The 18,791-nt window shown below is 71.7% G+C and carries 16 protein-coding genes and 2 pseudogenes; 6 read left to right on the top strand and 12 right to left on the bottom strand.

Features of this window, described 5'->3' with window-relative positions; genetic code table 11:
* Window positions 1–91: 91 nt before the first annotated feature.
* On the bottom strand, window positions 92–1,096 hold the full coding sequence (locus AB0P17_RS42010; protein WP_365820201.1) for a polysaccharide deacetylase family protein: 1,005 nt from the start codon (window positions 1,094–1,096) through the stop codon (window positions 92–94).
* Between the two features lie 223 nt (window positions 1,097–1,319).
* Between AB0P17_RS42010 and AB0P17_RS42005 the strand changes: the two genes are divergently transcribed.
* A complete protein-coding gene (locus AB0P17_RS42005; protein WP_365820199.1) occupies window positions 1,320–2,954 on the top strand; it encodes a putative glycoside hydrolase in 1,635 nt (544 codons plus the stop codon).
* Window positions 2,955–3,102: 148 nt separating this feature from the next.
* Here AB0P17_RS42005 and AB0P17_RS42000 read toward each other — a convergent pair whose 3' ends face one another.
* The 4 genes from AB0P17_RS42000 to AB0P17_RS41985 all read right to left on the bottom strand — a co-directional run bounded on the left by AB0P17_RS42000 (window position 3,103) and on the right by AB0P17_RS41985 (window position 6,345).
* Entirely contained in the window at window positions 3,103–3,963 is an 861-nt protein-coding gene (locus AB0P17_RS42000; protein ID WP_365820197.1) for a DUF4184 family protein, read from the bottom strand.
* A gap of 164 nt (window positions 3,964–4,127) precedes the next feature.
* On the bottom strand, window positions 4,128–5,015 hold the full coding sequence (locus AB0P17_RS41995) for a hypothetical protein (protein WP_365820195.1): 888 nt from the start codon (window positions 5,013–5,015) through the stop codon (window positions 4,128–4,130).
* Window positions 5,012–5,374, bottom strand: coding sequence for a PadR family transcriptional regulator (locus AB0P17_RS41990; protein WP_365820193.1), 363 nt, complete (start codon window positions 5,372–5,374; stop codon window positions 5,012–5,014). The genes AB0P17_RS41995 and AB0P17_RS41990 overlap by 4 nt, the downstream gene beginning before the upstream one ends.
* 341 nt (window positions 5,375–5,715) lie before the next feature.
* Window positions 5,716–6,345: a TetR/AcrR family transcriptional regulator gene (locus AB0P17_RS41985; protein ID WP_365820191.1), complete on the bottom strand. Its 630-nt coding sequence runs from the start codon at window positions 6,343–6,345 to the stop codon at window positions 5,716–5,718.
* A 163-nt stretch (window positions 6,346–6,508) separates the two neighbouring features.
* Between AB0P17_RS41985 and AB0P17_RS41980 the strand changes: the two genes are divergently transcribed.
* The 3 genes from AB0P17_RS41980 to AB0P17_RS41970 all read left to right on the top strand — a co-directional run bounded on the left by AB0P17_RS41980 (window position 6,509) and on the right by AB0P17_RS41970 (window position 8,555).
* Window positions 6,509–6,916 carry a Dabb family protein gene (locus tag AB0P17_RS41980; RefSeq protein WP_365820189.1) on the top strand — a complete coding sequence of 136 codons (408 nt, stop codon included), beginning with the start codon at window positions 6,509–6,511 and terminating at the stop codon, window positions 6,914–6,916.
* 104 nt (window positions 6,917–7,020) lie between these two features.
* A complete protein-coding gene (locus tag AB0P17_RS41975) occupies window positions 7,021–7,368 on the top strand; it encodes a hypothetical protein (protein WP_365820187.1) in 348 nt (115 codons plus the stop codon).
* 152 nt (window positions 7,369–7,520) lie between these two features.
* Complete coding sequence (locus AB0P17_RS41970; protein ID WP_365820185.1) at window positions 7,521–8,555, top strand: DUF1259 domain-containing protein; 1,035 nt, start codon at window positions 7,521–7,523, stop codon at window positions 8,553–8,555.
* A gap of 21 nt (window positions 8,556–8,576) precedes the next feature.
* Here AB0P17_RS41970 and AB0P17_RS41965 read toward each other — a convergent pair.
* The 5 genes and pseudogenes from AB0P17_RS41965 to AB0P17_RS41945 form a co-directional block, all read right to left on the bottom strand.
* Window positions 8,577–8,666, bottom strand: a pseudogene (locus tag AB0P17_RS41965) (oxidoreductase); the annotation flags it as partial.
* A 21-nt stretch (window positions 8,667–8,687) separates the two neighbouring features.
* Window positions 8,688–9,971 carry a serine hydrolase domain-containing protein gene (locus tag AB0P17_RS41960; RefSeq protein ID WP_365820183.1) on the bottom strand — a complete coding sequence of 428 codons (1,284 nt, stop codon included), beginning with the start codon at window positions 9,969–9,971 and terminating at the stop codon, window positions 8,688–8,690.
* 125 nt (window positions 9,972–10,096) lie between these two features.
* Window positions 10,097–10,906, bottom strand: a complete 810-nt coding sequence (locus tag AB0P17_RS41955) for an ABC transporter ATP-binding protein (RefSeq protein WP_365820181.1) — start codon at window positions 10,904–10,906, stop codon at window positions 10,097–10,099.
* Window positions 10,903–11,664, bottom strand: coding sequence for a cobalt ECF transporter T component CbiQ (gene cbiQ, locus AB0P17_RS41950; protein WP_365820179.1), 762 nt, complete (start codon window positions 11,662–11,664; stop codon window positions 10,903–10,905). The genes AB0P17_RS41955 and cbiQ overlap by 4 nt, the downstream gene beginning before the upstream one ends.
* 1 nt (window position 11,665) lies before the next feature.
* On the bottom strand, window positions 11,666–12,721 hold the full coding sequence (locus AB0P17_RS41945) for an energy-coupling factor ABC transporter permease (RefSeq protein WP_365820176.1): 1,056 nt from the start codon (window positions 12,719–12,721) through the stop codon (window positions 11,666–11,668).
* A gap of 137 nt (window positions 12,722–12,858) precedes the next feature.
* Between AB0P17_RS41945 and AB0P17_RS41940 the strand changes: the two genes are divergently transcribed.
* On the top strand, window positions 12,859–13,290 hold the full coding sequence (locus tag AB0P17_RS41940; RefSeq protein WP_365820174.1) for an SsgA family sporulation/cell division regulator: 432 nt from the start codon (window positions 12,859–12,861) through the stop codon (window positions 13,288–13,290).
* 191 nt (window positions 13,291–13,481) lie between these two features.
* On the opposite strand, the gene AB0P17_RS41935 is transcribed toward AB0P17_RS41940, so the two are convergent.
* Together AB0P17_RS41935 and AB0P17_RS41930 are read right to left on the bottom strand one after the other, a co-directional pair.
* The gene (locus tag AB0P17_RS41935) at window positions 13,482–15,749 is read right to left on the bottom strand and encodes an MMPL family transporter (protein WP_365820172.1); all 2,268 of its coding nucleotides are present in this window, start codon (window positions 15,747–15,749) and stop codon (window positions 13,482–13,484) included.
* 158 nt (window positions 15,750–15,907) lie between these two features.
* Window positions 15,908–16,480: a TetR/AcrR family transcriptional regulator gene (locus AB0P17_RS41930; protein ID WP_365820170.1), complete on the bottom strand. Its 573-nt coding sequence runs from the start codon at window positions 16,478–16,480 to the stop codon at window positions 15,908–15,910.
* Window positions 16,481–16,697: 217 nt separating this feature from the next.
* Between AB0P17_RS41930 and AB0P17_RS41925 the strand changes: the two are divergent.
* Window positions 16,698–18,791: pseudogene (locus AB0P17_RS41925) on the top strand (peptidase S41); the annotation flags it as partial.

Raw genomic sequence — 18,791 nt, 5'->3', positions numbered from 1 at the left:
TCAGGAGTCCACACAACCCCCGATGATCACGCGGTGGCCGTACCCGTTCCCAGCCGGGCCCGACTCAAGATCGCGAAGTCAGACTGGAGTACTAGTACGGCTTGGCCCGCTTCGCGAAGGCCGGTGCCACCTGGTCCTGCGCGACGCGCGGGAAGGCGACCGTGTTCGGGTCGCCGTCCGAGACGTACCAGTTCTTCCCCTCGGCGAGCTTGTCCAGCCAGCGTGACGAACCGAACTCGGCGTCCTGGTCCTTGGGTCCCGCCGAGCGGATCCGCGGGATCGCGCCGGGAGTGAAGGCCTTGTCGAACGGCGAGACCGAGGGGTTGGACCCCACCAGGTACACCCCGTCGTAGCGGTAGCCGGTGCCCCGCGCGGCGACCCCGGCCTCCTGGGGCATGGCCCCGAAGGGGAGGGCGAGCGAGGTGACCCCGGACCCGGGCGCGGCCTTCGTGATCGCCTGCTGTCCGGCGGCGATCGCCTTCGAGGCGCCCGCCTGGTCCAGGGAGCGCAGGTTCTGGTGGCGGTCGGTGTGGTTGCCGATCTCGTACCCGTGCTTCTTCAGCCAGGTCAGCGCCTTGGCGGGACCGGTGGCCGAGAAGGCGTCCGCGTTGACGAAGAAGGTCGCCACCGGCTTGAACCCGGGGTACTTCTTCGCCGTCTCCGCCAGGATGGCGACGGCCGTGCCCGGCACCGGATTGCCGTCCGCGCCCAGGCGGACCTGGCTGTTGGTCGAGTCGTCGAACGTGAGGACCACCGGGTGCGTGCCGGCCGGAATGTCGATGCGGCCCGTCTGGAAGTCCCGGGCGGTGACCGGAACGTACTTCTCCCGGGCGAGCCGCTCCAGCTCGGCCCGGAAATCGGCCGGGGTGCGGTCGTAGACGCTGGCCGGCTTCTCGGAGAGCTGGTGGTACATCAGCACCGGCACCTGGCCGAGCTCGTTGGCGCCGACCTCCGCCGGGTCTTTCAGGGCGACGCGGGCCGCCGGTGAGGCCGCCGCCTGCTGCCCTCCGGTGGCCGGTGACGACCCCGAGGAACAGCCCGAGGCGAGCAGAGCGGCGCCCGCCAGGGCGCAGAGCGGGACGAGCGGGTGGCGCATGAGGGACCTCCAAGGCGAACGTGTCGCGGCATCCTTACCGGCGGCGGGAGCCCCCGTATCGCACCGTCGCCTGGATGGCGCAGCCACCACGCCGGGGCCGAACGCGGCCGTTCGTGTGAATTCCGGCCGGAGACAGGAGTACTGACGCTCCGGCGGCAATCAATGGAGGCACCACCGAGCGCAGCCGCAACGGCGGCCGGCCCGGCCACAGCACGAAGGGCGCATGATGGTCACGAAAACGCGATACATAGCGAACTCCACCCCCTCCTACCCGTCGCGCCGTCCCGCCCGCCGGCGCGCCCTGATAGCGATGGCCGCGGCACTCTCCCTGGCCGGAGCCGGCGTCGGCGCCTGGACCTTCCTCACGCCGGGACCCGCCGTGCAGGGTCTCGCCGACGGCGCCTTCCTCGACGGGCGCAAGGCCGGGCAGCTCAGCGCGTACCTCAATGCCAAGGCGGCCGGCCGCAAGGACAAGGTGCGCGTCACCCTCGACGGCACGGCGGTTCCCGTCACCGCCGAGGGCGCCCGTCTGAAGCTGGGCATCCCCCGTCTGGGCGAGGGCAAGCACACCCTGGTGGTGGCGGGCGACAGCAGCCTCCCCTTCGCCTCGTACCAGAAGGTCGTGGGTTTCACGGTGGACACCAAGGCCCCCGCGCTGAAGGTGACCGACCCCGTGGTCAAGAACGCCGCCTCCCCCGTGACCGTCACCGGCAAGGCCTCCACCGACGCCAAGGTGACCGTCGACGGCAAGGAGGTTCCGGTCGACAAGTCCGGCGCCTTCAAGATCAAGGTGCCCAAGGGCACCCCCTCCGTGACGATCAGCGCCGTGGACCGCGCCGGGAACACCACCACCCGGACCGTGTCCACCCGGGGCCGTCGTCCCATGATCCGCGCCGCGCACATCACCGCCATCGGCTGGGGCGACAAGACGCTGCACGACAACATCCTCGCGCTGGTCCGCAGCGGCAAGCTCAACGCCGTGGAACTGGACATCAAGGACGAGGACGGCGAGGTCGGGTACGCCTCCCAGGTGCCGCTGGCCCGTGAGATCGGCGCCGCCAAGGGGTACTACGACGCCCGGAAGGCGATCGCCGAGCTCCACTCCGCCGGCGCCCAGGTCATCGGCCGTATCGTCGCCTTCCGCGACCCCAAGCTCGGCGCGGCGGCCTGGAAGGCCGGCCGGCGCAACCAGGTCGTGCAGACCCCCTCCGGAGAGGCCTACAACGGCGGCCACTACGGGAACCTGTCCTTCACCAACTTCGCCGACCCCGCGGTCCGCAAGTACAACCAGGACCTCGCCGTCGAAGCGGCACAGCTCGGCTTCGACGACATCCTCTACGACTACGTGCGCCGCCCCGACGGCCCGCTGTCGCGGATGCGGTTCCCGGGCATCGGGTCCGCCACGCCCGAGCAGTCCATCACCTCGTTCGTCGCCGACACCCGGACCGCGCTGCGCCCGCACAACAAGTACCTCGGTGTCTCCGTCTTCGGCATAGCGGCCACCCGGCCGCTGGAGATCGCCCAGGACATCAAGGGCCTGGTCAAGGTGAGCGACTACATCGCGCCGATGGTCTACCCGTCCCACTGGGGGCCCGGTGAGTACGGCGTCGCCAACCCGGACACCGCTCCGTACGCGATCGTGCAGCGCTCGCTCGCCGACTTCGCCCGTCTGGCGAAGGGCACCCAGACCGAGATCGTCCCGTGGCTCCAGGACTTCTCGATGGGCAGCCGGTACGGGCCGGCCCAGGTGGCCGAACAGATCAAGGCCGCGGCGGCCAACAAGATGAACTCCTTCATCCTCTGGAACGCCGGTGCCCGCTACCAGGGCGCGGCACTCCAGCAGATCGCCGCACACTGACGCGGTCCAGCTCAGGGACGGGGTGACTCCGGGACGGGGTGGTTTCCGACACAGTGCGGTTCCCGGCGGTGGGAGCGAACGTACGGCAGGTCGCCGGTTCGCCCCCACCGCCGGGGCCGTTTCCGGCCGGGCGCAGGTACGGCGCCGGTCAACGGTTTTGGTGTACCCGTACGTCGTCGTGCGGTACGGCGGGCCGGATCGTCCGGTACGTCCACCAGGCGGCGGCGTACAGGACGAGCGCGCAGGCCAGCGCCACGCCGGCGCCCGTCACCGCGTCGGAGAGGACCGCCTCCACCGTCTGCCGCGTGGGGATCCGGTCGGCGGCGGCCGGTCCGCCCCGGTACTCCTCCAGGCTCCGCGTGTTGGCCACGGCGCCTGCGAGGACGGCGACGGCCAGCGCCGCCCCGATGCCCCGGCGGGCCGTCGCCGGAAGGACGCTCCGGCCCGCGTCACGGGCCGGGGCGCGGCGCAGCCGGCGCCAGAGGTGCGCCGCGACGGCGACCAGGCCCCCGGCCGTGCTGAGGTGCTGCACCACCCGCGCCACGGTGAGATCCCCCGTGAGGTGCGCCCGCAGGACACTCAGGTGGGTGACCGCGTAACCGTCCGCGTGGGTGAAGGAGTCCCAGAGCAGGTGGGTCAGGACGCCGGTCAGGGCGGACAGCAGGACCCAGCCCGCCCGGCGCGGGCGGAAGCCCTTACCGCCGCGGTCGGCCGGTCCGTCCGGCGAGAACCGTGCGGGCAGCAGGGCGACGGCCGGGGGACGCACCAGCCGGTACAGCGCCAGGAGGGCCAGGGCGAACGGCACCGCCACGGTGACACCGGGCAGCGTGTGCGAGTAGGTGGCGTTGAGGAACGGCTCGTACCAGGACTGGGCGCTCACCGGTATCCGCGCGGCGACGAGGAAGTACGGCATGTCCGGGGCCATGGCTCCGCAGACCAGGGCGGCCGGGGAGAACGGGTGGCGCAGCAGTGGCAGGACGGCCGCGGGGTGGGAGAGCGTGAACGGCATCGAGGAGTCTCTCCCGTGTACGGGCAGATGGGATATGTCCCCCGGGAGCATATTCCGCTCAACGGACTATGAGCAAAAGGCTTCGCCCTCCACCCCGGTAACGGTCCCGCCCGGGGTCCCGCCCTGTCTCGCCCGGTCCCGTCAGTGCGGGACCTGTACCGCCGTCACCCGCGAAGACGGAATCGTCGCGCGCCCGCCACCAGCGCGCCGACCGGGGGCACGGCAACAGCGATGCCCACTCCGGCCAGCAGTTGGACCCAGCCTCCCGTGGTGTAGGCATGAGCCAGGAAGGGCGGCCCGGCCGCGATCACGGCAAAGGCCGGTGACATCCCGGCCGACCACGTTGTCGCGAGGCCGGTGGCCGCGAGGGCGGTGACCACGAGGCCAGTGGCGGCGAGAACGAGGAGAGGCCACAGGCCGTAGTCGGTGCTGACCGGCATGGCGCCGGTGTGGACCGCGGTGACGGGGAGCCACGCGACGGCGGCCATCGCACCGGCCACCGCACACGGCCCGGCCCCCGGCCGCAAATCGGGCGGACAGGCCAGTACGACGAGGACGGTGAGCAGCGCCATGGCCGGGGTGACGACCGGGTCGCCGAACGCGGGCCCGCTGACCACGGCGGCGACGGCAACCGCCAGGAGTCCGGCGGTGAGCACGGCCGCCCCGGCGGGCCACCGCCCGGTGAGCGCCGTGACACCCCCGACGAGAACCAGCACGGAGGCGAGCAGGAGCGCGCCCCACGCGTCGGCGGAGAAATACACCGGGCCCGGCGAGACGACCGCCGCGATGCCCCAGCGGCTCAGACGCACCGCGGAACCGGCCACCGCCGCGCCCACCGCGAACGGCGCCGCGCTCGCCAGCAGCCGCCCCGCGGCCGTCGCCGAACTCACCCCCAGCCGCATCCGCACCGCGTGCCCGGCGATGTCGGCGACCTCCCGGAGCCTGCCCGCGGGAGACGCCTCCGCCGCCGCCTGTTCATGGACGGCGACGATTTCCGCTCCGAATTCGCGGCGGTACTCCCGGGGATACAGGCGCAGCAGCAGCCCCATCACGCCGGCGCCACCGCAACCCCCGCGACGGCCCCGGCCCCTGTCCCGGACCCGGACCCGGAGAGACCCAGCCGCCGCGTGGCCTCACGGGCCGTCGCGGCCATCCGTTCCGCCTCCGCCGCCAGCCGCTCCCGCCCCGGGGGTGCCAGCGTGTAGACCTTGCGGGCCCGCCCGTCGACGATCTCCTCACGGTGCACCTGGATCAGCCCGTCCCTCAGCAACCGGTCGAGGGCTCCGTAGAGCGTGCCGGTACGCAGCACCACCCGGCCCCCGGAGAGCGCCTTCACCTCCTGGGCGATGGCATAACCGTGCCGCGGCTCATCAGCCAGAGCCGTCAGCACCAAGAGGGTAGGCTCCTGCATCCCGCGCTCACTCATCCGGCCAACATATGCCGCCCCCTGGCCTATCGGCGAGACCGCAGGGCAACTGGGGCGCGCCGGCGCTGTGCTGTTCACCGGGCCCGCCCCCTCCCGGTGTCGATGCTCGGGCCAGGCGCTCGGCTCCGGGCCAGGCACGCCGCTTCGGGCTAGGGCGTGTTTCGAAAGTCCCGCCTGGCTCGCGACGCCTGGTACGCACGCTCGCTGCGTTGTCGGAGTCGTCCAAGTACGTCCAGTACGAGGACGATCCTCCGCCTTGCGATCGCACGCACCAGACGCCGCAAGCCCCGCCCTGCGGGCGGACGGCGCTACTTTCGCAACACGCCCTAGGCGCCCGGCTCCGGGCCGTACGCCCTCAGGAATGTGTCCACCGCCGACCTCGCCACCGCCCGTGTCTCCGCCGCCGGAACCTTGCGGGTGCCCAGTTTCGTACGGGACTCCATCGGGGCCGTGAGCAGCGCGAGGAGTTGTTCCGCCGCCACCGACGGGTCGCAGGGGCGCAGCCGCCCGGCGAGGGAGAGGCGGGCCAGCCGGTCGGCCAGGGCTTCGGTGAGGCGGCTGCCGGTGCGGTCCTGGACGGTCTCGGTCAGGTCGGGGAACCCGGCGACCTGGGCGTACGTCAGCCGGCGCAGCGCGCGGGCGCGCTCGCCGCCGCTGACCTGGAGCAGGCGGTACGCCGTGTCCTCCAGCGCCGCGCGCAGATCGGTGCCGGGGGTGCGCATCCGTTCCACGACGGCCAGGTTGTCCGCCATCACCGCGTCGGCCGCCGCCAGCACCGTATGACGGAACAGGTTCTCCTTGTCCGTCAGGTGGTTGTACACCGTCGGCTTCGCGACGCCCGCCTCGGTGGCGATGCGCTGCACGCACGCGCCCTCGTACCCCTGACGCGCGAAGACCGCGAAGGCGGCGTCCAGGATGGCCTGTCGCTTGTCGATACGCCCTCGCGAGGCTGCCACTCCGGTCACCTCCGCAAGGTACCCCAGGTCGCCACGAGGCACCTCGACCGGGCCGTAATCCTCAAACTACTGAACCAACTGGTTCATTCACATGGACTGATCCGTGCTTTACTGCGTCGGACATCAAGTTGAACCAGTAGGTTCAAATGAGAGGAGAAGCCCCGTGATCGTCAACATTCTCCGTTTCAGCTTCAAGGCCGGCACGTCCGACGAGGACAAGGCCGCCGTCCTGGCCACCATGCGCCGCATCTCGACCCTCGAATCGACGTCGTTCGGCGTCGTCGGCCAGGATCTGGGCGATCCCGCCGAGGGCTACACGCACACGTACTGCGCGGGGATCGAGGACCTGGCGGCGATGGAGCGGTACATGAACGATCCGGTGCTGATCGAAGGCGATCTCGGCATCTTCCCGCACCTTGAACGGCTCTCGCCGGTCCGGCTGTCGGACGACATGGACCCCGGCCTGGCCGAGAGGATCACGGAGTTGCATCTCGCCCGGGTGGCGCGGTCGCCCGAGTGGGCCCGGCTCCTGGAGTCGATCCCCGACACACCCATCGGGACCGGCCGCTGAGGCTCCGCAACGGCCATCCCCGGTGCCTGATTGAGTCACATCCCGGCCGGATCCGTACTTCGCCGTGCACGGCACATCAGTTGAGCCGCACCACAGGAGGCACGATGTCCGAACAGCTCAAGAGCGCGCACACCTTCACCGCCGTCATCACCACCCGCGTCGACGGCCCCGAGACCCAGAGCATCGTGGCGGACCTGTTCCTGAAGGGCGCCGAGAGCCGGATACGGCACCGTGCCGGATTCGTCTCCGCGGCCATCAACCTCAGCGACGACGGCGGACAGGTGATCCTCGTCGCCCACTGGTCCGACGAGAAGAGCTACCGGGAGTTCCTCGCCACCGACGAGGACCAGGCGGCGCTCGGCCGTGAGATACAGGCCCTCCCCGGCGTGCTCCAGGGCCCCGAGGCCACCGCCTGTACGCCTTACCGCACCGTCGCGGCCGTCTCCGGATAACGCCCTCCGGGCGCACCTCACGCGTAGCCGCCGCACAGCCGCCCGGTACCCCATTCAGGTCCGACCTTCGCAACACGCCTGACGCGCTGTCCGGTGGTTCACGATTCCGCACCGCCCGTCGTGTTCTCATCCAACGCGGAGGTGTAAATCTGATGATCAGAAAATCCCATCAGAACGAGAACGTGCAGGACAGAGCCCCCTTCACACCACGGCGCCGGCTGCTGGCCACCGCCGCCGCTTTCGCGCCGGTGGTGGCCGTCGCCGGTACGGGTCCCGCCCTCGCCGGGGCACGGGACAAGGTGAGCGGACGGTACGGCTCCGGTGGGGGTGCCCCCGAGCCGGTGCGGCCGGTGACCACCACCCTGGAGGACTGGAAGGCCGTCGAGAAGGCGATGGGCCGGCCGGGCAATCTGCTGAACAAGGTCATGTACCGCACCCGCTTCCCCCGCAACGACCTGCGCGTGGTCTCGCAGGGGATCGAGGTGTCCCCGGGGCTCGCCCTCGCATCGCACATCGGCTTCATCCGCTACGCCGACGGCTCCACGATCGCCATGGGCGACATGGCGCTCACCGAGGACGAGTTGCAGCGGACGAGCGACGTCCTGATCGAGCACGGCATCGCCCAGACCGCGCTCCACAAGCATCTGCTCGCGCATGACCCCGACGTCTGGTGGACCCATGTGCACACCCACGGCCACGACCCGGCGGCCATGGCCCGCGGCTTCCGCGCCGCGTTCGACGCCACCGCCACCCCGCCCGCCGTTCCGGTGGAGAAGCCGCCGCCCCTCGATCTGGACGTCGAGGCGATGGACACCGCACTGGGCACCACGGGCCTCAACGACGGCGGGATCTACAAGTCCGTCTTCGCCCGCCGCGAGACGATCATCGAGCGCAACATGGTGCTCCCCCCGGGGCTCGGTTCGACCTCGGCCTTCAACTTCCAGCCCCTGGGCGGTGGAAAGGCCGCGGTCAACGGCGACTTCGTCATGATCGCCTCGGAGGTCCAGGCGGTCCACAAGATCCTGCGAAGTGGCAACATCTGCCTCGTCGAACTCCACAACCACGGTCTGTCCGAGGAACCTCGTCTCTTCTTCACCCACTTCTGGTCCGTGGGCGACGGCGTCCAACTCGCCAGAACACTGCGCCGGGCCGTGGACGTCACCAATGTGGAGCCGTCCAAGGACTGACGCGCACCGCGGCGAGGGCAGCCGGACCGTGCCCGGCTCGACGAGGTTGACCCGTACCCCACGCGGTGACGCGTGACCGGCCAGGGTACGGGTCAGGCTCGCCTTGGCCGCCGGGTCCCCCGTACCGCCCTCTCAGCTCGCCCGGCCGGCTGCTTCTGTCCCCGGTCCCGGCCCGGTACCCGGCCCCGTCCCTGACTGCTCGGCTGCTCCATCCGGCGATGATGTCGCCATCCGTACCGCCCGCACCAGTGCCTGGGGCCGGGCGTCCGCCGTCACGCCTCTGCGCAGGCCGTTGGTGACGTAACCGAACGCGATCCCCGACTCCGGGTCCGCGAAGCCCAGCGAGCCGCCGCTGCCCGGGTGGCCGAAGGAGCCCGGGGCCAGCAGGGGCGCGGCCGGGCCGTGCAGCATGAAGCCCAGTCCGAAGCGGGTGTTGACGACCAGGACGCGGTCCGGGCCCGCCGATTCCTCGGTGCGGGCCAGGGTCAGCGTCGCCGGGGCGAACAGCCGGTGGCCGTCGACCGGGCCGATCATCGCCGCGTAGCAGCGGGCCAGTGCCCGGGCGGTCGAGATACCGCCGGAGCCGGGGAGTTCGGCGGCGCGGTACACCGGGTCGTTCTCGTCGAAGCGCGGCGCCACGACGTCGAAGGCGCGGCGCGTGAGCGACTCCGGGTTCCGGTACGCCTCCGACACGGACCGCTTGGGCCGCAGCCGCAGCGCCCCGCCGACCGCCGAGGGCTCCTCGATCCGGCCGGTCCTGCCGACGCGGTGGGCCTCCTCCTCGGGCAGGCCGATCCAGAAGTCCAGGCCCAGCGGGCGGGCGATCTCCTCGGCGATCCAGCGGCCGACGCCGCGTCCCGTGACCCGCTTGACCAGCTCGCCGATGAGCCAGCTGTAGGTGTGCGGGTGGTAGCCGTGGTCGGTGCCCGGCTCCCACAGGGGGCGCTGCGCGGCGACCGCGCGCGGTCCGGACTCGCCGTCGACGGCCTCGGCCGGGGTGAGCGTGCGGTCGAGCACCGGCAGTCCGGCGCGGTGCGCGAGGAGGTGCCGTACGAGGACCCGCTCCTTGCCGGCGGCCTTGAACTCCGGCCAGTACGTGCCGACCGGCGCGTCCAGGTCGATCTGTCCGCGCTGGTGGAGCAGGAGCGGTACGGCGGCGGCGATGCCCTTCGTCGCGGAGTGGACGACCTGCGCGGTGTCCAGCGCCCACGGCGCCGCCGTCTGCGCACCGCCCTCCTCGTGGTTCCCGCCGCTGTCGGCGTCGCGCGTGCCGGCCCAGAGGTCGACGACCTTCTGGCCGTCCCGGTAGACGGCGACCGCCGCCCCGCGTTCACCGAGCCGTTCGAAGTTCCGTACGAAAGCGTCCCTGACCGGCTCGAAGCCCGCCGTCACCGTGCCCTGGACGTCCACGCCCATACCCCTGCCCGTGATCTCCCGCCGCACCCCGTCGGCACGGCCCCCTCTATGGTGCAACGGGCCAGGGGTGCGACACGATCCGGCACAACGGCCCCGGTGCCGGAAAGCCGCCGCGAAACCGACTCTTAACCTGGGGTGCGCGCCCGTACGGTCCGGGGGTCGAAGCCGAACGGCAGCTCCAGCCGATGCGCTCCCATCAGCTCTTCGTCACCGAGGAGTTCACCCGTCGGACCGTCCGCGACGATGACGCCGTCGCTCAGGATCACGGAGCGCGGGCAGAGTTCGAGCGCGTACGGGAGATCGTGTGTGACCATCAGCACGGTGGTGTCCAACGAGCGCAGGATGTCGGCGAGTTCACGGCGCGACGCCGGATCCAGATTCGACGAGGGCTCGTCCAGGACCAGGATCTCCGGCTCCATCACCAGGACGGTCGCCACCGCGACCCGCCGCCGCTGCCCGAAGGAGAGGTGGTGCGGCGGCCGGTCCGCGTACGCCGCCATCCCGACCCGGCTCAGCGCGCTCATCACCCTGGCCTCCAGCTCGGCACCGCGCACCCCGGCGGCGGCCGGGCCGAAGGCCACGTCCTCCCGCACGGTCGGCATGAAGAGCTGGTCGTCCGGGTCCTGGAAGACGATGCCGACCCGGCGCCGGATCTCGGCGAGTTGCCGCTTGCCCACGGACAGCCCGGCCACCGCGACGGTGCCCGCGCCCGCCGTGAGGATGCCGTTGAGATGCAGGACGAGCGTGGTCTTGCCCGCGCCGTTGGGGCCGAGCAGCGCCACCCGCTCGCCGCGCGCCACGCGCAGATCGACGCCGAAGAGCGCCTGATGGCCGTCGGGGTACGCGTAGGCGAGGCCGTCGACCTCCAGGGAGGGAGGGGGTGTTTCCGGGGTGTCCTGCGCCCGGGGTTCGGTCGTACGGTCTTCGCTGCTCATAGGGTCCAGCCAAGCAGACAGACCACCAGCGCCGTCACCGGGAGCGCGGCGGCGTACGTCCACTGTGCCCGCGACGCCGTCACCTCGTCGATGACCGGCATGCTGCCCGCGTACCCCCGGCTCACCATCGCCAGGTGCACCCGCTCCCCGCGCTCGTACGCGCGGATGAAGAGCGCCCCCGCCGACGTCGCCAGCACACCCCACTGCCGTACGCCGCGCGCCTCGAAGCCGCGCGAGCGCCGGGCGACCGACATCCGGCGCATCTCGTCGGTGATGACATCGCCGTACCGGATCATGAAGGACGCGATCTGCACCAGCAGCGGCGGCAGCCGCAGCCGCTGGAGACCGAGCAGCAGGGCGCGCAGTTCGGTCGTGGAGGCGAGGAGTACGGACGCGGCGACGCCCAGCGTGCCCTTCGCGAGGACGTTCCAGGCGTCCCAGAGGCCGGGCACACTCAGCGGGACGCCCACCACCCGGATCTGCTCGCCGGGCACCACGAACGGCATCAGCACGGCGAAGGCGACGAACGGGACCTCGATCAGCATCCGCCGCAGCAGGGCCCCGGCGGGGACCCGGGCCACCGCCGCGACGCCCGCGAGCAGCGCCGCGTGGAGCGCGAACGCCCAGACGGCGGTGCGCGGGGTGGAGACCACCACGAGGACGAAGCAGAAGACGGCGACCAGCTTGCAGTGCGGGGGCAGCGCGTGGACCGGCGAGTGGACGCCCAGGTAGAGCCGGTGCGCGTGGCCGGCGCCCATGTCAGGCGGTTTCCGGTGGTACGGACGCACCGGCCGTGGCGGTACGGCGGCGGCGTACCGCCCAGAAGACGCCGCTGCCCACGGCGACCGTGGCGCCCACCCCGATCACCCCGGCGAGGCCGCCGGAGATCCGGGCGTCGGAGATGTCCTTGACGCCGTAGTCGGCGAGCGGGGAGTCCGCGGTGTGGTGCCGCTCCGTCTTCTTGTCGATGCCCTGGTCGGCGGCGACCCTCTCCAGGCCGTCGGGGTCGGCGGAGGCGTAGAAGGAGACGAATCCGGCCAGGACGAGGGCGGTCACCAGGCCGGCCGCCCAGACCCGGCGGGCCGACCGGGCCGGCCCCGGCGCGGCGGGGGCGGACGCGGGGGCGGCGTCGACCAGTTCCCCGCCCACCCGCAGCTTCAGCGGCGCGGTCAGCCCGCGCGCCCCGTACACCAGGTCCGGGCGTACGGCGATGACGGCGCCGACGGTGAACGCGGTGATCGCGGCCTCGCCGATCCCGATGACGAGGTGGACGCCGACCATCGCGGCGAGCGTCCTGCCGAGCGGCACGTCCGACGTACCGCCGATCGCGTAGAGAGCGGTGAAGGCGAGCGCCGCGGCCGGTACGGAGAGCAGCGCGGCGGCGAAGGACGCCACGGTCACCGAGCGGCGGGTGCGGGGAAGGATCCTGACCAGGCCGCGGAAGAGGGCGTACGCGACGACGGTCGTCACGACGGCCATGTCGGTGATGTTGACGCCGAGCGCGGTGAGCCCGCCGTCGGCGAAGAGGATGCCCTGCATGAGCAGGACGACGGAGATGCAGAGGACGCCGGTGTACGGGCCGACGAGTATCGCCGCCAGTGCCCCGCCCAGCAGATGGCCGCTGGTCCCGGCGGCGACCGGGAAGTTCAGCATCTGTACGGCGAAGACGAAGGCGGCGACGAGTCCGGCGAGCGGAGCGGTGCGCTCGTCCAGTTCGCGGCGCGCGCCGCGCAGGCTGACCGCGACGGCGGCAGCGGCGACGACACCGGTGGCGGCGGAGACGGGCAGGTCGATGAATCCGTCGGGGACATGCATGGCGCCTGATGATACCGGCCTCTTGCGAACTAGTTGCAAGAGCAGATGAACTGCAAGTTACGTCCGCCCCAGCACTTGCGCTGGGTGATATGTACGATTAAGAGTTAAAAGTCCGATAATTAAGGAGGCGTGAGTCGATGTCTCCCGTCGTCGAGCAACCGGCCAAGGCCCGTATCGTCACGGACTCCCCCCATCTCAGGACCGTCCCGGTCACCCTGCGCTACGACGGCGCTGATCCGCTCGCCCTGCGTGTCGTGTTCCCGCCCGAGGTCTCCGCCGACCGCGAGCGCGGCGAGGTGGTCTGGGCCTTCGCCCGCGACCTCCTCGACTCGGGTCTGCGGCTGCCGTCCGGTGACGGTGACGTCCAGGTGTGGCCCTGCGGCCGGGCCCAGACCGTGGTGGAGTTCCACTCGCCGGACGGAGTGGCGGTGGTGCAGTTCGACTCCGCGACGCTGCGCCGGTTCCTGAAGCGTTCGTACGCGATGGTCCCGGCGGGGCAGGAGCGCCACGACATCGAGGTCGAGAGCGAACTGACCAAGCTGACCAAACCCCTGCACCACACCACCTGAGGGGCCGCCTGTACACACGCAAAAGCAGCGCACAGGCGCTTACCCGCATACGCGAGCGGCCCGGTCCGTACGCCCCCTCTCGGGGGGTACGGACCGGGCCGCTCGCCTGCCCCGGCTCCCGTCCCCACGGCGCCGGCGCGGTCCGGGGCCGCCTCACCGCTCGGTCGGGGCCCCGGAGCTGGAGGGGTGCCTCAGACGCGCACCAGCTCGCGATCCGGGTCCGAACCGCCGTCCCGACCGCCGCCGGAACCGTTCGGGGCGTCCGCGCCGTGCTTGTTCAGCGCCTCGCCCTCGACGTCCACGTTGGGCAGCGCCCGGTCCAGCCAGCGCGGCAGCCACCAGGCCTTCTTCCCCAGGAGCGCGAGCGCGGCCGGCACGATGGCCATACGGACCACGAACGCGTCGACGAGAACGGCGAACGCGAGCGCGAAGCCGATCATCTTGATCATCGACTCACCGGCACCGATGAAGCCCGCGAAGACCGCGATCATGATCGCCGCGGCCGCCGTGACCACCCGCGCGCTGTGCCGGAAGCCGGTGACGATCGCCTCGCCGGGCCGCTCCCCGTGGACGTACGCCTCCCGCATGCGGGTGACGAGGAAGACCTCGTAGTCCATCGCGAGGCCGAAGACCACGCCCACCATGAGGATCGGCATCAGCGCCATCACCGGGCCGGTCTGCTCGACCCCGAACAGGCTGCCCAGCCAGCCCCACTGGAAGACCGCGACGACCGCGCCGAGCGTGGCGACGACGGAGAGCAGGAAGCCGAGGGCCGCCTTGAGGGGCACGAGGACCGACCGGAAGACCACCATCAGCAGCAGGAACGCGAGGCCGACGACGAGCGCGAGATACGGGATCAGCGCGTCGTTCACCTTCTGAGCGAAGTCCACGTTCATGGCGGTGGCGCCGGTGACCAGGACGTCCGCCCCGTCGTCCGCCTTGATCGTGCCGCCCGCGTCCCGGATGGAGTGGACCAGTTCCTCGGTCCCGACCGAGGACGGACGGTCCTTGGGGATCACCGTGATGGTCGCGGTGTCGCCGGCCTTGTTGAGGGTGGCGGGCGTGACGGCCGCGACGCCGGGCAGCTGCTTCACCTGCTCGGTGACCGTGTTGGCCGCCGCCTTGGCGTTGTTCTCGGCCTTGCCGTCGACCAGGACGATCAGCGGCCCGTTGAAACCGGGGCCGAACCCGTCGGAGAGCAGGTCGTACGCCTTGCGCTGGGTGGTGCTGGGCGCCTGCGAGCCGTCGTCCGGCAGGCCCAGCTCCAGGGAGGTGGCCGGAAGGGCGAGGACTCCGAGGCCGAGGACCGCGGTGACCAGGACGGCGACCGGACGGCGCAGGATGAAGCGCGCCCAGCGGGTACCCATGTTGGGCTTCCCGGAAGCGTCGGGCCCCTCCCCCGCCGCCACGTCCGTGGCCTGGCTCTCCATCGCCGCGCGGGCCTTGCGCCCATGGATCCGCTTGCCCGCGAAGCCGAGCGCCGCCGGGACGAGGGTGAGCGCGATGAGCACGGCCAGTACCACCGTGCCGGCGGCGGCGAAGCCCATCTTGGTGAGCACGGGGATGTTGACGACGGCCAGGCCCGCGAGGGCGATCACGACCGTGAGCCCGGCGAAGACGACAGCGGATCCGGCGGTGCCGACGGCCCGTCCGGCCGCCTCCTCGCGCTCCCTGCCCTCGGCCAGCTCGGCGCGGTACCGGGAGACGATGAACAGCGCGTAGTCGATACCGACCGCGAGGCCGATCATCATCGCGAGGGCGGAGGAGTTCGAGCCCAGGTCAAGAGGGTTGGCCAGCGCCGTGATCGCACAGATGGCGACGCCGACCCCGACGAGCGCGGTGAGCAGCGGCAGTCCGGCCGCGACCAGCGAGCCGAAGGTGATGAGGAGCACCACCGCGGCGAGGGCCACGCCGATGACCTCGGTGATCCCCCCGATCGCGGGCTCCGCCTGGAGGGCGTCCCCGCCGACCTCCACCGTCATCCCCCGGTCCCGGGCGTCGCCGCCGGTCTCTTCGAGCGCGGCACGGGTCGCGTCGGTCAGCCTCGCCGTGTCGACCTTGTACGAGACCGAGAGATAGGCCGTCGTACCGTCCTGCGAGACGGCCCGCGTGGCATACGGGTCGGTCACCGAGGCGACCTGGTCGGAGCCGCTCTTCAGCTCACCGGTGATCTTCTGGACCTCGGCCTTGTTGGCGGCGTCGGTCATCTTCCCGCCGTCGGGGGCCTTGAAGACGACGCGGGCGGTCGCGCCGTCGGCGCTCGCTCCGGGGAAACGTTGTTCCAGCAGGTCGAAGGCCTTCTGGGCCTCCGTACCCGGTATGGAGAAGGAACTGGAGGTGGCGGTGGACGCGGTGGCGGCGCCGACTCCGGCGAGCGCCAGCAGTGCCACCCACACCAGGGCGACATAGCGGCGGCGCCGGAAGGCGAGCCGTCCGAGCTTGTAGAGAAACGTGGCCACGAGGGCGTACTCCCGGGTCTATGGAGGGTGATGAGGGCATGGGGAGCCGTCCCGACGGCGAAGAGCGGATACGCGTCAGGTGCTGCGGGTGCTGTGAGTACTGCGGGTGTTACGGGTGTTACAGGTGTTACAGGTGTTACGGGGAAGGTTGAGGCGGTTCACACACCGAGGGCGGGGAAGACCACGGAGTCCAGGTACGACTGAAGGAAGGCGGTATCGGGCGGTACGTCCTCGATGAGCTGCCGTGCGACGAAGGCGCCGACCATCATGTGGATGAGGTACTTCACCGCCGGGTTGCCGGCGGCGATCTCACCACGGTCCACGGCGCGCTGGACCATCTCGTGGAACGCCGCGACCTCGGGGTCGATGAGTACCTCCCTCAGCGCCTGGAGCAGGTCCGGGTTGGTGTGGACGGCATGGAACAGACCCCGCATCAGCGCGGCGTCCTCCGCCATCTTGTGTTCTTCGGTCATTCCGACGAGAGCGAGGAAGTCCCCGCGCAGCGAACCGGTGTTGACCTGCCCGATGTCATGCGGCTTCGTGCACCGCATGGCAGAGGCGACCAGTTCCGGCTTGCTCCCCCACTGGCGGTAGAGGGTGGCTTTGCTGGAACGGGTGCGGGTGGCGATGGCGTCCATGGTGAGGGCGTCATAGCCGACCTCGCGCAGGAGATCGAGCACGGCGTTGTACAGCTCGGACTCGCGCTCGGGCGTGAGTCTGCCGCGTGCCACGATCGACCTCCAGCGAACGAAACGGTTTCGTACAGTACGAAGATAGACCGGGGCTCAGCGAAACGGAAGAGTTTCTTTTGTGGGCTGGGCCACGCCGCCCGCACACCGCCCACACACCGATCGCACGGCCGCCCGCACCCCACCCGCACAACCGAACGGAGTTCCGAAAGAGGCCGTCCCGGAGGCGAAGAGCGGACCCAAAGGGCAGCATTGGGGGGTGAGTGACGAGACCGCGTACCTTCGCTTCCCGCACCTTCACGACGACTCGCTGTGCTTCGTGGCCGAGGACGACCTCTGGGTCGCCCCCCTCGTGCCGCCCGGGCAACAGCCCGAGCGCGCATGGCGGGTGACCGTCGACCGCACCCGGATCGGCCATCCCCGCTTCTCGCCGGACGGCCGGCACATCGCCTACACGAACTGGCGCAGCCTCGACCCCGAGATCCATCTCGCCCCGGTGGAGGGCGGGCCCGCGCGCCGGCTCACCTACTGGGGCGCGACCGACACCCGCGTCTGCGGCTGGACGCCCCCCGACAAGAACGGCGAGGCTCAGATCCTCGCCGTCTCCTCGCACGGCCAGCCGTTCTCGTACTTCGCCTGGGCTTACAGCCTGCCCACGGACGGCTCCCCGGGCGGGGCGCTGCCATGGGGCCCGGTGTCGGACATCGCGATCACGGACCTGCCGGTCACCGACGCAGCGCCGGGTGCGGAGCCGGACGGCGGCGAGCGCCGCACGCTCCTGCTCACGGGGAAGCCGCCGCACGAACCCGCCGCGTGGAAGCGGTACCGGGGCGGCGCCATGGGCCGGCTCTGGCTGCACGGCCAACGGCTGCTGGCGGACATCGGCGGCCATCTCGAATGCCCGATGTTCGTCGGCGGGCGCATCGCGTTCCTCTCCGACCACGAGGGCGTCGGCAATCTCTACTCCTGCCTCCCCGATGGCACGGATCTCACCCGCCACACGGACCACGACTCCTTCTACGCCCGCCACGCGTCGTCGGACGGGCGCCGGGTGGTCTACCAGTGCGCGGGCGACCTCTGGCTGGTGGACGCGCTGACCCCGGACTCGGTGCCGCGCAAGCTGCGCGTACGGCTGGGCGGGCCGCGCGCCGGGCGGCGCGGCTACCAGGTCCCGGCCTCCCGCCACATCGACGCCGTCTCCGTGGACCTGACGGGCCGGGCGAGCGCGGTCTCCGTACGCGGCAGCCTCTACTGGCTCACCCACCGCGACGGCCCGGCCCGCACGATCGCGGACACTCCGGGGGTACGGGTACGCAACCCGGTGATGCTCGGCAGCGGCGGCCAGGTCGCGTACGTCACGGACGCGGACGGCGAGGACGCGATCGAGATCGCCTACCTCCCCCGCGCGACCGGCGACCGCCCCCCACGCCGCCTCGCCTCCGGCCGGCTGGGCCGGGTCCTGGACATGGTGGCCGACCCGGACGGCACCACCATCGCGGTCGCCGCGCACGACGGCCGGCTGCTGCTGGTCGACGTGACGGACGAGGAGGAGGGCACGGAGGCCGGGGAGATCGGAGAGATCGGGGAGGCGGCAGGGGTCACGGAGGTCGCAGAGGGTACGGCCGGTACGGAGACCGGAGGCGCCGCCGAGCCGGCGGGCGCCACGAGGGTGACGGACCCCGCCGCCAAGAGTGCCGAAGACGCGGACAGCGACCCGGCGGGCGACCACGACAGCGACGGCAGCGAGGACAGCGACAGCGGGAACGACAGCAGCGCCGAAAGCAGGGCCCCCACCCCCGAACCCGGCGCCGATCCGGACCCGGACCCCGGTGACGGCGGCGGTGACAGTACCGATGACGGCACCGCCCCCGACATCGTCACCGAGCTGATCCGCTCCATCAACGGCCCCGTCACCGATCTCGCCTTCTCCCCCGACGGCGGCTGGCTCGCCTGGTCCCACCCCGGGATCGGCCGTTCGCTCCGCCAGATCAAACTCGCCAAGATCGCCGGGAGTTTCGCCCGTACCGTCGTCGACGTCACCAACGGCCGCTTCGAGGACGAGAATCCGGTCTTCACCAGCGACGGCCGCTATCTCGCCTTCCTCTCCTGGCGCGGCTTCGACCCGGTGTACGACGTCCACACCGGCGACCTCTCCTTCCCGCTCGGCTGCCGCCCCTACCTCGTGCCCCTCTCCTCCGCCACCCCCTCCCCCTTCGCGCTCTCCCCGGACGGCCGGCCGGGGGGCGGCGGGGGGGGGGCGCGCGGGGGGGGGCGGGGGGGGGGGGGGGGCGGGGGGGGGGGCGGGTCCCGGGAGGTCGTGGGGGGCGCGGGCCCGGGGGGGGCGGTGCCCCGC

It is taken from the genome of Streptomyces sp. NPDC088124, from assembly GCF_040685895.1.
Taxonomy (GTDB): Bacteria; Actinomycetota; Actinomycetes; order Streptomycetales; family Streptomycetaceae; genus Streptomyces.
Note: the sequence above shows the minus strand (reverse complement) of the source record. Positions and strands in the feature narration are given on the sequence as shown.